This is a genomic window from Lysinibacillus sp. 10T31 (assembly GCF_056394365.1).
In genome coordinates this window covers 1-13637 of sequence record NZ_JBFTHS010000043.1, presented here as the reverse complement: position 1 = coordinate 13637, position 13637 = coordinate 1, and the positions used below count along the sequence as shown (strand labels likewise).

At 37.1% G+C, this 13637-nt stretch carries 17 protein-coding genes and 1 rRNA gene; 2 read left to right on the top strand and 16 right to left on the bottom strand.

Annotated features, from left to right (window positions below):
* Positions 1 to 111: 111 nt before the first annotated feature.
* The gene (gene metG / locus AC1DCY_RS20585; protein WP_477353228.1) at positions 112 to 2088 is read right to left on the bottom strand and encodes a methionine--tRNA ligase; all 1977 of its coding nucleotides are present in this window, start codon (positions 2086 to 2088) and stop codon (positions 112 to 114) included.
* A gap of 481 nt (positions 2089 to 2569) precedes the next feature.
* Here metG and AC1DCY_RS20580 point away from each other — a divergent pair, with 481 nt between their 5' ends.
* Positions 2570 to 2848 (top strand): AbrB/MazE/SpoVT family DNA-binding domain-containing protein, encoded by a 279-nt coding sequence (locus AC1DCY_RS20580; protein WP_276563222.1) that lies wholly within the window; start codon positions 2570 to 2572, stop codon positions 2846 to 2848.
* A 173-nt stretch (positions 2849 to 3021) separates the two neighbouring features.
* Here the strand turns inward: AC1DCY_RS20580 and AC1DCY_RS20575 are convergent, their stop codons facing one another.
* From AC1DCY_RS20575 to AC1DCY_RS20540, 8 genes are all read right to left on the bottom strand, one after another.
* Complete coding sequence (locus AC1DCY_RS20575) at positions 3022 to 3150, bottom strand: hypothetical protein (protein ID WP_477353225.1); 129 nt, start codon at positions 3148 to 3150, stop codon at positions 3022 to 3024.
* 331 nt (positions 3151 to 3481) lie between these two features.
* Positions 3482 to 4354 (bottom strand): 16S rRNA (cytidine(1402)-2'-O)-methyltransferase, encoded by an 873-nt coding sequence (gene rsmI, locus AC1DCY_RS20570; protein WP_477353223.1) that lies wholly within the window; start codon positions 4352 to 4354, stop codon positions 3482 to 3484.
* Positions 4351 to 4614, bottom strand: a complete 264-nt coding sequence (locus AC1DCY_RS20565) for a GIY-YIG nuclease family protein (RefSeq protein ID WP_477353221.1) — start codon at positions 4612 to 4614, stop codon at positions 4351 to 4353. Before AC1DCY_RS20565 ends, rsmI begins: the two co-directional genes overlap by 4 nt.
* Positions 4598 to 5347, bottom strand: a complete 750-nt coding sequence (locus AC1DCY_RS20560) for a tRNA1(Val) (adenine(37)-N6)-methyltransferase (protein WP_477353219.1) — start codon at positions 5345 to 5347, stop codon at positions 4598 to 4600. The genes AC1DCY_RS20565 and AC1DCY_RS20560 overlap by 17 nt, the downstream gene beginning before the upstream one ends.
* A gap of 63 nt (positions 5348 to 5410) precedes the next feature.
* The gene (gene yabA / locus AC1DCY_RS20555) at positions 5411 to 5767 is read right to left on the bottom strand and encodes a DNA replication initiation control protein YabA (RefSeq protein WP_477353218.1); all 357 of its coding nucleotides are present in this window, start codon (positions 5765 to 5767) and stop codon (positions 5411 to 5413) included.
* 27 nt (positions 5768 to 5794) lie between these two features.
* Positions 5795 to 6610 (bottom strand): PSP1 domain-containing protein, encoded by an 816-nt coding sequence (locus AC1DCY_RS20550; RefSeq protein ID WP_477353216.1) that lies wholly within the window; start codon positions 6608 to 6610, stop codon positions 5795 to 5797.
* Positions 6603 to 7607 carry a DNA polymerase III subunit delta' gene (gene holB / locus AC1DCY_RS20545; protein ID WP_477353214.1) on the bottom strand — a complete coding sequence of 335 codons (1005 nt, stop codon included), beginning with the start codon at positions 7605 to 7607 and terminating at the stop codon, positions 6603 to 6605. The genes AC1DCY_RS20550 and holB overlap by 8 nt, the downstream gene beginning before the upstream one ends.
* A gap of 186 nt (positions 7608 to 7793) precedes the next feature.
* Entirely contained in the window at positions 7794 to 8234 is a 441-nt protein-coding gene (locus AC1DCY_RS20540; protein WP_132364275.1) for a YaaR family protein, read from the bottom strand.
* Positions 8235 to 8340: 106 nt separating this feature from the next.
* Here AC1DCY_RS20540 and AC1DCY_RS20535 point away from each other — a divergent pair, with 106 nt between their 5' ends.
* Positions 8341 to 8466: a hypothetical protein gene (locus AC1DCY_RS20535; protein WP_477353212.1), complete on the top strand. Its 126-nt coding sequence runs from the start codon at positions 8341 to 8343 to the stop codon at positions 8464 to 8466.
* 135 nt (positions 8467 to 8601) lie between these two features.
* Here the strand turns inward: AC1DCY_RS20535 and AC1DCY_RS20530 are convergent, their stop codons facing one another.
* From AC1DCY_RS20530 to rrf, 7 genes are all read right to left on the bottom strand, one after another.
* On the bottom strand, positions 8602 to 8931 hold the full coding sequence (locus AC1DCY_RS20530) for a cyclic-di-AMP receptor (protein WP_049667342.1): 330 nt from the start codon (positions 8929 to 8931) through the stop codon (positions 8602 to 8604).
* A 290-nt stretch (positions 8932 to 9221) separates the two neighbouring features.
* Positions 9222 to 9851 (bottom strand): dTMP kinase, encoded by a 630-nt coding sequence (gene tmk, locus AC1DCY_RS20525; protein WP_049667341.1) that lies wholly within the window; start codon positions 9849 to 9851, stop codon positions 9222 to 9224.
* Positions 9852 to 9868: 17 nt separating this feature from the next.
* On the bottom strand, positions 9869 to 11293 hold the full coding sequence (locus tag AC1DCY_RS20520; protein WP_477353210.1) for an aminotransferase class I/II-fold pyridoxal phosphate-dependent enzyme: 1425 nt from the start codon (positions 11291 to 11293) through the stop codon (positions 9869 to 9871).
* 91 nt (positions 11294 to 11384) lie between these two features.
* Entirely contained in the window at positions 11385 to 11921 is a 537-nt protein-coding gene (locus AC1DCY_RS20515) for an HXXEE domain-containing protein (RefSeq protein ID WP_477353208.1), read from the bottom strand.
* A gap of 168 nt (positions 11922 to 12089) precedes the next feature.
* Complete coding sequence (locus AC1DCY_RS20510) at positions 12090 to 12659, bottom strand: TetR/AcrR family transcriptional regulator (protein ID WP_477353206.1); 570 nt, start codon at positions 12657 to 12659, stop codon at positions 12090 to 12092.
* A 279-nt stretch (positions 12660 to 12938) separates the two neighbouring features.
* Positions 12939 to 13373 (bottom strand): SRPBCC domain-containing protein, encoded by a 435-nt coding sequence (locus AC1DCY_RS20505; RefSeq protein WP_477353204.1) that lies wholly within the window; start codon positions 13371 to 13373, stop codon positions 12939 to 12941.
* A gap of 117 nt (positions 13374 to 13490) precedes the next feature.
* Positions 13491 to 13606: ribosomal RNA gene (rrf, locus tag AC1DCY_RS20500) — 5S ribosomal RNA — on the bottom strand.
* Between the last annotated feature and the right edge of the window lie 31 nt (positions 13607 to 13637).

Here is a 13637-nt window from a genome sequence, read left to right as displayed (position 1 = left end):
TCTAATGAATAGTGTGTATAAATTATTTCAAAATAATAAACTGCTTATTTTCAAAACGGATTTTAAAAGCCTGCTGAACTTTTTACATTCAGCAGGCCTTCCTTCAATCTTTTACTTTACTTTTGCGCCATTCTCTAGTTTCGAATCAACCGATGCTAATTTTAAAATACCATCTTTTTCACCAGCTAGAATCATTCCTTGCGATAATTCACCGCGTAATTTAACTGGCTTTAAGTTAGTGACTACAATCACTTTTTGACCAATTAATTCATCTGGAGAATAAAACTTTGCAATACCTGAAACTACTTGTCGTTGCTCATATCCAAGATCCACTTGAAGCTTTAATAATTTGTCTGCCTTCGGAATAGTTTCACACGCTGTTACAGTAGCTACACGTAAATCAACTTTCATAAAATCATCAATAGTAATTTCAGGAATTTCTGGAATCTCCGCAGCTTTTTGCTCAACTTTTGTTTCTTCCACTTGTGGAGTTTTCACTGAACCACGCATTTCTTCACGAATATACTCAATTTCAACTTCACTCTCTAAACGAGGGAAAATCGGAATACCTTTTTCTACCACTTTAATGTTTGCTGGAATAGTATTGCCGAATGTTTCAATTGTTTCCCATGCTAAGAATTTGTCATCCAAGCCTAACTGTTCAACAATTCGTTTGGGAGTAGATGTCATAAATGGTTGTAACATGACAGCAATTTGGTGTAAACTCTCCGCCAAATTTCGCATAACAGCGCCTAATTTTGGCTTATCTGATTCCTCTTTTGCTAGCACCCACGGTTGAGTTTCATCTATATATTTATTCGTTCTCGAAACAAGTGTCCATACGTCTGCTAATACGACACTAAACTGCATTTTTTCCATACTTTCTTCATATTTAATACGTACCGATTCAGCCTGCTCTTTTAAAGCTGCATCAAATTCTGTCGACTGAAGATTTTCAGTAGGAATAATGCCGTCGAAATATTTATTAATCATTGAAATAGTACGATTTAATAAATTGCCTAAATCGTTTGCTAAGTCGAAGTTTGTACGTTCAACAAAAGATTCTGGCGAAAATACACCATCAGATCCGAATGGTAACTCACGTAATAGGAAATATCGTGTCGCATCTAAGCCATAACGTTCTATTAACATTTCAGGATAAATAACATTGCCCTTTGATTTAGACATTTTACCGTCTTTCATCATTATAAAACCATGGGCAAATATTTTTTTAGGAAGTGGTAAATCTAGTGCCATTAAGAAAATTGGCCAATAAATAGTATGGAATCGAACGATATCTTTACCAACTACATGTACATCTGCTGGCCAATATTTATTGAATAATGTTTCATCCTCTGAAAGATAACCTAATGAAGTTATATAGTTAGTTAAGGCATCTACCCATACATAAATTACATGTTTAGGGTCTCCAGGAACTTTAATGCCCCAATCAAATGAAGTTCTTGAAACAGATAAATCTTCTAGCCCTGGTTTAATGAAATTATTAATCATTTCATTTTTTCGAGATTCAGGCTCAATGAAATCAAGGTTTTCTTCATAATAAGCTAATAGACGATTTGCGTATTTCTTCATATTAAAGAAGTAAGATTCCTCTTTAACTTTGTGTACTGGACGACCACAGTCTGGACAGTTACCATCTACTAATTGTGTCTCGGTAAAGAATGATTCACATGGCGTACAGTACGAACCTTCATACTCACCTTTATAAATATCGCCATTATCTAAAAACTTTTGGAAAATCTTTTCGACAGTTTTCGTATGACGCTCTTGCGTTGTTTGAATAAAGTCATCGTATGAAATGTCCATTAATGCCCAAAGTTTTTTCGCAGCATCTGCAATTTCATTCACGTATTCTTGAGGATGTTTGCCCGCTTCTGCAGCTTTTTCTTGAATTTTTTGCCCATGCTCATCCATCCCAGTTAAGAAACGTACATCATAACCACGTAAACGTTTATAACGTGCAATTGTATCTGATGCTACAGTTGTATACGCTGTACCGATATGGAATTTCCCACTTGGGTAATAAATAGGGGTTGTTATATAGAATGTTTTGTTTTGTTCGCTCACAAGAACTGCCTCCATTGTTTCACAGTATACTATCTATTCTAACTAAGTACGAAATTCGTTTCAACTTCTTTCAGCGGATGTCCAAACACCCGCTGAGAGAAGTTAAAGCCTCCGGCGGATGTCACGGAATCGGAAAGGAGCTCTTTCTGCAAGCACAAAGCCGATTCCGGACGCAATTATGCCGAGGCATAATTGATTGATAGTTTATCGTATGCGAAAAATGTCGAATGATAGAATCAATCCATTAAATGTCTTAAATAAGAAGCTTTTTTACTATAAATTAAAATATATAATAAAAACCTTTTAAAAAAACCAAAATATCTGTTTTCTCCTCAAAAAATTTTTTTAAAGCAATAATATTAGTGTATTAATTAATTGACGTTTATGGCATTACTTGGTATGATAACTATCAGACAAAGAAATTATGTCGAAATTTGACGAAATACAATATAACTTTTTAACATTAGGAGGAAAAATAATTATGAAATCAACAGGAATCGTTCGTAAAGTCGATGAATTAGGTCGTGTAGTAATTCCAATCGAACTTCGCCGTACATTAGGTATTGCAGAGAAAGACGCTTTAGAAATCTATGTGGATGATGACAAAATCATCTTAAAAAAATATATGCCTAACATGACATGTGCTGTAACTGGTGAAGTTTCTGATGATAACTTCCGTCTAGTTGGAGGCAAATTAATTTTAAGCCCTGAAGGCGCAGAAATGTTAGTAAAAGAAATCCAATCTAACTTAACAAAATAATTTGATATACACCTAAATCAAACACCGTGATTTAGGTGTTTTGTTTTTATCAATTTCGCTTTGGCGGATATTTGTGCATACACAATTAAATATAATATAACCAATTCTTAAGTCCCTTATAATGTCCATGTCAGACCTTTCATGATTAAGGGTACTATTTTTTACAATTATTATCAATTTAAATGATTTATATGCCCATCATCTAACGTGGAGTTGATTTCCGTTCCGGCTGGGCGCTTTGTTGTTGTTGTTGTTGTTGCTGTCGCTTCGCTTTCGCACAGAGCAAAACTTCCTGGGGGCATCCGAAGACCCGCTTGGGGCAGCAGCAGTTTTTTGCGCGAAAGCGTAGTGCAACGTAGCGGCAGCGACAAGATGTTTTTTGTGCGAAAGCGTAGTGTAACGTAGCGGCAGCGACAAGATGTTGGTCACGAAGGCGTTATCACAGGACGTGATGATTTTAGTCTTCGTTCCTCTATCGCTGATCTCCGAGGAGTCGCCTAGACTCCGCTCCAATCAACGGATATATGGTATGCGTTTTAACAAATGTCATTCCGAACTGTGGTGATGGGCCACTTATTTGAATAGATATACAAAGAAAGAGGTCACCCTATTAAGGCAACCTCTTTCTTTCCATTAACTATGGTATTCATTATAAACTTCTCGCTTCGCTACTTGACGTAGTTTCGCTACTTCTTTTATCGCCTCTTTTGATGTAACACCTGTTTGATTAATAATATAATCGACGTGTTCCACAATAGACATTGTCATCCAATAGGCTTCTTCACTATTTTCTTCCTCGGCATTCTCGTTTCCTTCAAGGACAATACAAAATTCCCCTCGAATTTCTTCTGTTTGTGACCATTCCACAGCTTCAGCCAACGTACCACGTAAAAACTCTTCGAATTTTTTAGTTAACTCGCGAGCTAATACGATTCGACGATTACCAAGAATAGCTTCCATATCTTTTAAAGTGTCCTTTATACGATGTGGAGCCTCATAAAACAAAATGGTTTCCTGACGTTTTTTTAGTTGCTCTAATTGCTGTCGACGATCCTTTTTACCTCGATTTAAAAATCCATAAAAGAAAAAAGGCTGCGGTGTTAATCCAGAAGCGATTAATGCTGATATTGCAGCATTGGGACCTGGCACCGGCACAACTGGAAAGTCTTGCTCGATTGCTTTTTCGACTATATCTGCACCAGGATCGGAAATACAAGGTAGACCAGCATCACTAACTAATGCGACTGTTTTTCCTTCACGTAAGAAAGTTAATAGCTTTTCTCCCCCCACCTCTAAATTATGTTCATGATAGCTTATCAGTGGTGTTTCTATATCAAAGTAGTTGCATAGCTTCTTTGTATTACGTGTATCCTCCGCAGCAATAATATCTGCTTCCTTTAAAATACGTAGCGCACGTACACTCATATCCTCTAGGTTGCCAATAGGTGTTGCCACTAAATATAGACAACCTGTATGACCGTGCATTGTACTTTTCTGAGATTTCATGCGTCTTCCCTCCCTATATATTTCATTTTTTGCTTCCGTGTTAGCTGTTTAAAAGAATATTCTGCACGCATCGCCTCTTGTTTTGTATCGAATTCCTCTACATAAATACATTCAACTGGTCCTCGCGCTCTCGTATATTTTGCTCCCTTACCAGCATTATGTACATCGACACGCCTGTCTACATTATTCGTGTAGCCAGCATAAAAGGATTGATCGGCACACTCTAACACATAAAAATAATGGCTATTGTTCTTTTCCATAAAGGATTTCTCTCACTTCTGCTGTATATTCATTATTCGCATTATAAACATACAGGGGCGGTAATATTTTCAGATCAGGCTTACCGTCTTTAATTCCTTCTATTAATAGTGTATTGGCCTCCTTACCTTCTTTCGGGTAAATCAGTTGAATACGTTTAGGCTCTAAACGATTTGCACGCATTGCTGTAACAATATCTAGTAATCGACCAGGACGGTGAACAAATGCTGCCTTTCCGCCTTGTTTTAACAATTTACTTGCTGATTGTATTGCTTCCTCTAACGTTAAATATAGTTCATGACGTGCAATAGCGTAATGCTCACTTAAATTTTTATCACTAGCCTCATGTGCTAAAAAATATGGTGGATTACAGGTTACAACATCATATTTTTCAATACCAAGCTTCTTAGGAATTTCCTTCACATCACCAAGGACCATATGAATTTGTTCTTCTAACTTATTGTAACGGATACTGCGCTCAGCCATATCAAATAAACGTGGTTGAATTTCTACTCCTGTAATATGTCCCTTTGTTCTGGCACTTAGAAAAAGTGGAATTACACCATTACCTGAGCACAAATCAACAATTTTCCCTTTATGATATGGGACATTGACAAATTTCGAAAGTAGCACTGCATCCAATGAAAACGAAAAGACAGATGGACTTTGAATAATACGTAAATTCTCAGCCAATAAATAGTCTAATCGTTCGTCACCCTTCAACCAATTTTCCATGTTTCTTCCTCCTACTATACAAAACAAAAGACTGACACCACCATAGTGGGAATCAGCCTTCTATTACACATTTTGTTTATTTAAAAATGATAGACAAAACAGACAGTCTTCACCTTTACGGGAACTTCCGAAATGAACATGACAAACATGGAAGCCTTCTTGGTATAAACGTGCTAGGTTATCATAACCCTCGCCAATATCTAACGGATTCTCTTTCTTCTCATCAGTAGCCTGTACAGAGTTTTCATTAGAAAGTAGTTCTTCTAGACGTGTACGAAGGTGATGATTTTCTGTTTCGAGTGCCTTATGCTCCTCCATCATTAACGCTACAAATTGTTTCAATGCACCAAATTGCTCCTGCATTGCTTCGAGCTGTTGTTCGAACTCCATAACGGTATCTAAGAAATTACGGTCCTTCACCCAAGCCACCTCGTCCAATTCTCTATCTTAAATAAGATTTTTTTCGCATGCTAGCAGTTCTTCTAATGTATACTCGACTGTGCGCTCCTGCTCTTGTAAATATACTTGAATGATTCTTTCCAGTACATTTAAACCTACAACTTTACCACGGCCATCTGGTGTCATCGTCATTTCACCAACGTCTGGCATGCCCTCTTTTGCTTCTTCATATTCATCATTTTCATACTTCAAGCAGCACATTAAACGACCGCAAAGACCTGAAATTTTGGATGGATTTAAAGATAAGTTTTGATCTTTAGCCATTTTAATAGAAACTGGCTCAAAATCTCCTAAAAAAGTTGAGCAGCACAGCATACGGCCACATGGACCAATGCCACCTAACAACTTCGCTTCATCACGTACACCAATTTGGCGAAGTTCGATACGTGTTCTAAAAATCGACGCTAGATCTTTTACAAGATCTCTGAAATCAACGCGTCCTTCAGCCGTAAAATAAAAGATGATTTTATTACGATCAAATGTATATTCAACATCAACGAGCTTCATTTCTAAATTATGCTCAATGATTTTTGTACTTGCTAGTTCAAATGCGCGCTTTGATTCGGCAGCATTTTCCTCTACTTGGATACGATCACGTTCATCCGCTGGTCGTAGAACTTGTTTAAGTGGTAATACAACATCATTATCCTCAACAACCTTTTGAGGGACAACTACTTTACCATATTCTACACCGCGAGCTGTCTCTACAATGACATATTGACTGTCCTCTAGTAGATATGATGCTGGATCAAAATAATATATTTTACCCGCTTTTTTAAAACGGACTCCCACTACATTATACAAATGTATATCCCTCCTGCAGATTTAGCATTAACTGCTCCATCATTAACGTCCTATTCATGTTACGCTGTAAAGATGAACGTGCCTGTAAAATAGATTCCATTTGACTAGATAGACGTTCATAAGTCGAATGTAGCGCAGCTTCTTTAAATGTTTGTAACATGTCTGGGTAAGTACAAGCTGCTTCGGGATTAGCTTTTATTGACACTATATCACGGTAAGCAAATAGTAGTAAATCTAATGCCTGCTCCATCTCGCCCTTTTCTTTAAACAGTGGCAACCATTCTTCATGTACAACAAGCATTGCCTCATGTACATTCTGACGAATTGCCTCTACTAATTTTAACACTGTTTTTCGAGCATGTGCAAACTGCTCATCATTTGCTAAAATCATAGCTGTTTCGAGCTCGTTCGTCATCATGCTTACTGTAGAAGCCATTGAGTAAGAAATGTTGTTTTCTTGCAAATGCTTTAATAATATGTGTCGAGGCATTTTTTGAAATTTAATATGCTGGCAGCGAGAACGAATCGTTGGTAAAATTGACTGCATTTGCTCCGTTAACAAAATTGCAGTTACTTCACCCTCTGGTTCCTCTAAAAATTTAAGTATCATGTTTGCAGATGCAATATTGAGACGGTCTGCATGATGAAGTACATAAATCTTACGTCCCTCTTCCACACCCATCATCTTCATTTCTGCAATTAGTTCACGTATTTGATCAATTTTTATAAATTGACCTTCTGGATAAATTTGATGAATATTTGGATGATTACCAGAATCAACACGTCTGCAATTTCGACATGTTTCACATGGAACATTTTGATTTGGTTGCTCGCATAGCATTAACTTGACAAAAAACTGCATAATATCTACTTTGCCTGTCCCTTTTTCGCCATCAAAAATGTATGCATGCGCTAATCTATTTTTGTCAAAAATCGTTTGAAGCTGCTTCATTACGACTGGTTGTAGTGTGAATAGCTCTTCAACATTCTTGGCCATATATTAAAATTCCTTCCTATAACAATTACACTTATAGCATAATTGTTTCCTATTGCTCAATTTTAGTACAGAAATATCTGCGGTTTTAGAACAGATAGATTAGTTTCATGTCATTCAGCAAAAAAAATTTGGCTGCTGAATAGATTTGAAAAAAGCCCGCGCCTACAAGAGAACGAGACACGGGTTTTACATATACAAATTAATTAATAAGCCTTTAATCTCACCGATTTTATCTAGAAGGTCAATTGCTTCCTTTTCTTCATCTAAAATATCTTGCGCAAGCTCTACAAGACGCGTATCAATAGTTTCAATTATTTTTAAGCGTCTCCCTTCACCAAAACGATTCCATGTATGTGATTGCTTTAAATCCATTCCATGCTCTACCGTTTCTTGTAGGAATCGTTTAACTAGCATTTTAAAACGAGCAAGTTCTCGTAAATTACGTGATCTTGCAACACGATCACCTGCAGTAGAAATATCCCCTAGCAAACGTGTAAGCTGTTCAGTCTGTAATTTGGTTCCTTGCTTGACGACCATATCTCCAAATCGGTTATTTTGATTATTGTTATGCAGTGGCTCTTTACGATTAGTATTTAACCCGACACGTATATCTTGATTGATCTTCAAGCTGTTTCGCCCCCACTTGCTTTCTTTATCAAATACATATATTGTGCTTGCACAAAGAACTTCTTTCCGATTTCCGTAACATCCGCCGGAGGCTTTAGGCCAACAAATGTTTTTTGCGCGAAAGCGTAGCGACAGCAAAAGGGTTTTATCTGCGCGAAAGCGAAGCGGCAGCGGCAACAGCACGAAGTTGGTCACTCAGTCATTGCCACAGGATGTGGCGTTCTTAGGCTGAGTTCCTCTATTTCAGCGGATGTTTGTACACCCGCTGAAAAGTAATCTAAACCCGCATTTCATCTCACAACCTATAGAGGCGGGAGACTTCTGTACGCCGTTTCACTTACGTTACGAAAACACTTGCTGAAAGAAGTTAAAAATGATGAAACTGTTCAATTGGTAATACAAAAACTGTCGCTCCTCCTACCTCTACCTCTACAGGATAAGGTATATAGGAATCTGTATTCCCACCTAATGGCGAAACAGGGGCAACCATTTGTTCTCGTGCTCGACAATTATCACGAATAATATCTAAAACTTTGGGTATGAGAGAGTCTTCCGTCCCAATAAGGAACGTCGTATTTCCAGAGCGTAAAAATCCTCCTGTGCTCGCTAATTTAGTTGCGCGAAACTGATTTTTCGTTAAAGCATTCGATAAGCGGCTGCTATCCTGATCTTGCACTACAGCTACGACTAACTTCATTCGCACTCACCCCTTCGATAAAATTCATCTAAAAAAAATTTAGTTACCTTTTATCAATTATGCCGAGGCATAATTGTGTCCGGATTTGGCTTCGTGCTTGCACAAAGCACTCCTTTCCGATTCCGTGACATACGCCAGAGTTCCCCTATTTCAGTAGTTGTTTGAATATCTACTGAATAGGAACAATATCCGCATTCAGCTGCTGTCGCTCCGCTTTCGCGTAGAAGACATTTACCGAATGATTATAGATGTTACCATTATATCACATTGTGGTAGACAACTTCATGCATTTACTGTATTGCTTCATATATTAATGACCATACATCTTCAACAACACGCTCAATATTTTGGTCCGCATTGACGACATGTATACGCTCAGGGTAACGCTCCACTAACTGTAAATATCCTTCTCGTACCTTCTTATGAAAAGCTAAACTTTCAACATCTAAGCGATTTACTTCTCGATCTCCATGAGCATGAATCCGTGCCAAACCAACCTCTGGTGCAAGGTCAAATAATATTGTCATATCGGGCAACTTCTTGCCGATTGCAAACTCATTAATAGATAACACTTCATCAACGCCGATACCACGTGCATATCCTTGGTATGCTAATGAGGAATCGATAAATCGATCACAAATAACCATTTTACCAGCATCCAACGCGGGTCTTACTTTTTCAAAATAATGCTGACTTCTCGCCCCTGCGTATAATAATGCTTCTGTACGCTCATCCATAGCTGTATGTTCAGGGTTTAAAATAATACTTCTAATTTTCTCAGCAATTTCAATACCACCAGGTTCTCTCGTTGCTAATACATCGATATTTTCTTCTGCAAGTCGCTCGGCTATTTTTTGAATGACTGTTGTTTTTCCAGCACCCTCTGGACCTTCAAATGTAATAAATAAATTGCAATTCATGCTGTTATTGCCTCCAACTATTTAATGATCTCAATCATTTTTTCTTCTAAACGGTGATTTCCTTGGAACGTTGCACCACTAGCCAGTAACTCCTCTAGCTGGCTAAGCTTTGCTATTGTTATTTTTTCGCCCGGAACAAGCAATGGAATACCTGGTGGATAAGGAATAATCATACTAGCAGAGATACGTCCTATTGTTCGCATATACGGTAACCATTCTTTTTCCGACTTTTCAATTTCATCAAATGTATAGGCTGGTTCCGTAATTGCCACAAAATTATAGGCTGTTTGTGAAACAGTTATTGTTTCCGCCTTTGGTATACTTAATAACAATGTTACAGCATCCTTAATACGGACACGTATTTCTGCAAATGGATAGTTATGCCCACGTTTCAACAAAGGTAGCACAAGCAACACTTGATTCGCATCTGCTAGTTCTGCATATACGTGCTTTGCTTCTAACGCTTCTTGTAATTGAAAACCGCTATAACCATCAACACGTAACAATAATTTTATAGGGTCGTCTACCTCAATAACTTCCAAAGAGCCAATCGCTCGTAATGCCTCTATCCATTGATTCCTTTTTTCTATTATATATGCACCATCACTCTCCATATATGTCTGTATATAATAGCGTGCATCATCTAAAGAAGCCAATAAAAGATAGGATGGACTACTAGATTGAAGCATTCGTAAATAGTGATTTATTTTATCGACATCGATTAAGTTAGAATTAACATGCATAAAGGATGCCATTGTCATAGCAGGCAATGTTTTATGCGCAGACTGTACTACTACGTCTGCACCAAATGTCAATGCTGATGGTTGAAACAAGGTACATGCACTAAAATGGGCTCCATGTGCTTCATCCACTAAAACAGGAATACCTTTCTCATGACAATACGCAATCTGCTGCTGCATTTCTTTAGATGTCATACCATAATAAGTAGGATACGTTAAAACGACAGCACGGGCCTCTGGATAATCATCAATTGCATCTTTTAAATCTTTATAAGAAACATGGGTTGCAGTTAATGTACGTTCATCCCATAGCGGGGAAACGAATACAGGCTTTGCTCCAACAAGCTCAATTGCGTGAAATATAGACTTATGTGCATTACGTTGAACAATAATCGTATCACCTTTTTTACATGTGGCATAAATCATCGCTAAATTGCCAACTGTAGATCCACCCACTAAAAAGAAACTTTTCATCGCCCCATATGTATCTGCCAATAAGTTTTCTGCCTCTAATATTATTTCCTCCGGGTGATGTAAGTCATCAAGACCTGATAATTCAGTCACATCATACCGCATTACATCTTTAAAGGGCTGAGGAAGATGGGATAGTTCTCCATGCTTATGCCCTGGGACGTGAAAGGAAATATTTTGTTGTTGTCGAAAGCGCTCTAACCCTTCTACAATCGGCTTTTTCTTTTGCAAAACAAAACACCCATTTCCGTTATATTCTTAGTTAATTATAACACTTACGTTACTAAAACATTTGCCGAATGGAATATAAATAAGGTGAAATTCAGATAACCTTTTTCCCGATCCAATGTGCCAGTAATGCAATAGGGATCAATAAAAGACAAAACGGTAAGCAAATAAAAATAATGTTCCAAGTTATGACTTTATTGACTAATAACGAATGATACAAAATGAAACTGTATGGAATGACGATTATCAAAGATGTGAGTGCACCGGGTGTAATGGAACGAAGAAATATTGACTGTGCAAGGTGTGTAAACGCATGCAGAAAGTAGGTTAGCGTAACAACAGTAAAAAAGTAGATATCTCCAAATGGCCCTTGATTCACATACTGATTTGCCACAAATGTGGAACTACTTACAAACATGAATATTACGATTACTGCTACCGCAAACTGCGCTGTCGACATCGAGAACTGTTTCATAACTCGATCAGCAATTTTTTTCGGCAATCTTTCGTACAAAATTGTAGAATTCTTATTTAGCCACTTTTCAACCATAATGATTTCCTCAAAATCATGAAGAATAAACATGATAGGGAATAGCCAAATAAGTGTTTGCATGCCTACCCATTGTGCCATAATGATTCCTCCTTTATAAAATATATTGAGTAATCACTCAAATGTTTCCCCAAAAATAGCTCTCATCATAAAGTGTGGTTGATTTCCATTCCGACTGGGTGCTTTCATGGGGGGCGCCCGATCTTCACTCCAATCAACTTATATCAATTTCCAACGCTGTCACTTTCGCTATAGATAATCAAATGCGTCCGAATTTTGAATTCCTTTTAAAATAACCATAGCTATCTCTTCAATATAATGATTATTTTCAATTGGCATTTTATCTGTTTTTCTTTCTTCAACTAAAACATGCGTTAAAATTGTTGAAAGAAACATTGAAGCTGCTGTTTCTATTGTCTTTTTTTCTACAGTACATGAAGAAGCTCTCATCAAAAATGAACTGACTTGTTCTCCCATTGTGTTGATAAAAACCTCAATATCCTTACTAACATTCGTGTTCTGTACTATTTCTGGGGACCAAATAAAAGTTAAAAAGCTTTTATTATGTGATAAAAAATTGGCATATAAATGGCCAATTTTAATTAAAGCTGGATACGGCTCCATTTTTGAAAGCTCTTTTATCTCATTTTGTAGAGAGCCAATAAATGAAAATTCACGAATAAGATAATTAAGAAGTTCATTTTTATCTTTAAAATAATAAAATATAAGCCCTTCTGCTACTCCGCTCTTTAATGCTATTTCTTTAGTAGTCGTTGCGGTAAAGCCCTTTTTAGTAAAAAGTTCTAATGACGCTTCCAAAATTCTATTCTTCTTTGAGATCAAACCTTTCACCACCGCTTTTTTTGAGTGTTTACTCAAATTTTAACTTTATAAAATAATATGTCAAGTTATTCCAGATAATAAGTGCGAATAACGTAAGAGTGATTTCAGTTCCGACTCGTAAACATTTTAATATAATGTCATCTCGGACTACTTTTGCTGATGAATACAAAAAGATCATTGCACCTAATAGCAATGACCTTCTACTCTTCTAAACTATTCTAAAATGTACTTAACGCCAGTCTCTCTATCAAGATACTAGATACTAGCCTTTATAGCCATCTCTTGTACTAGCTGTTCTACTAATTGCGGTACAAACTTTTCTAAAATTGGATTCATCATCCCCGCTAAGAAACCACTTGCCTTCATTGTTAAATTGCCTACTAACTGACATGTACCGTCTTGATTTTGTGTAATTTCAAAGTAACCGTCACCGTTTATCGGATCTGACAAGCCTACCAAATCAAACATAACTTGATTAGGATTTGCCTCCTTGTTCTTAAGCTCAACCTTTACAGCTTTTTGGATAATGCCAAAATCCCCTTTAAATACCCAAATCATATTTTGTTCATTCGGAAATTCATGATGTAAATAACCGGGTATTAGTACAGCCCATTGCTCTTTATTTTGAATAAACTCCTGTAGCTTTGCTTTTTCAATTTGAACATTTTCACTATATAACCCTGTTGCCATTTTAATACACCCCTTTAATTGTTCATTAAGATCAATTAAATTTTAACATTTTTTAGGGGTTTATTACTGAGTTTTGAAATAATAAAAAAACCACTGATTTCTCAGTGGCTGCTTTGTGCCTAGCGACGTCCTACTCTCACAGGGGGAAGCCCCCAACTACCATCGGCGCTAAAGAGCTTAACTTCCGTGTTCGGTATGGGAACGGGTGTGACCTCTTTGCCATCATCACTAGACTATTTTCGGCTTTCAATATACGTAGTATTT

What these genes read in the sequence shown, in the direction of transcription:
- AC1DCY_RS20580 (WP_276563222.1), top strand. Translation starts at nt 2,570, where the DNA reads ATGAAATCAACAGGAATCGTTCGTAAAGTCGATGAATTAGGTCGTGTA.
- AC1DCY_RS20575 (WP_477353225.1), bottom strand. Translation starts at nt 3,150, where the DNA reads ATGCCCCCAGGAAGTTTTGCTCTGTGCGAAAGCGAAGCGACAGCAACA.
- rsmI (WP_477353223.1), bottom strand. Translation starts at nt 4,354, where the DNA reads ATGAAATCTCAGAAAAGTACAATGCACGGTCATACAGGTTGTCTATAT.
- AC1DCY_RS20565 (WP_477353221.1), bottom strand. Translation starts at nt 4,614, where the DNA reads ATGGAAAAGAACAATAGCCATTATTTTTATGTGTTAGAGTGTGCCGAT.
- AC1DCY_RS20560 (WP_477353219.1), bottom strand. Translation starts at nt 5,347, where the DNA reads ATGGAAAATTGGTTGAAGGGTGACGAACGATTAGACTATTTATTGGCT.
- holB (WP_477353214.1), bottom strand. Translation starts at nt 7,607, where the DNA reads ATGGCCAAGAATGTTGAAGAGCTATTCACACTACAACCAGTCGTAATG.
- AC1DCY_RS20535 (WP_477353212.1), top strand. Translation starts at nt 8,341, where the DNA reads ATGTTTTTTGCGCGAAAGCGTAGCGACAGCAAAAGGGTTTTATCTGCG.
- AC1DCY_RS20530 (WP_049667342.1), bottom strand. Translation starts at nt 8,931, where the DNA reads ATGAAGTTAGTCGTAGCTGTAGTGCAAGATCAGGATAGCAGCCGCTTA.
- tmk (WP_049667341.1), bottom strand. Translation starts at nt 9,851, where the DNA reads ATGAATTGCAATTTATTTATTACATTTGAAGGTCCAGAGGGTGCTGGA.
- AC1DCY_RS20515 (WP_477353208.1), bottom strand. Translation starts at nt 11,921, where the DNA reads ATGGCACAATGGGTAGGCATGCAAACACTTATTTGGCTATTCCCTATC.
- AC1DCY_RS20505 (WP_477353204.1), bottom strand. Translation starts at nt 13,373, where the DNA reads ATGGCAACAGGGTTATATAGTGAAAATGTTCAAATTGAAAAAGCAAAG.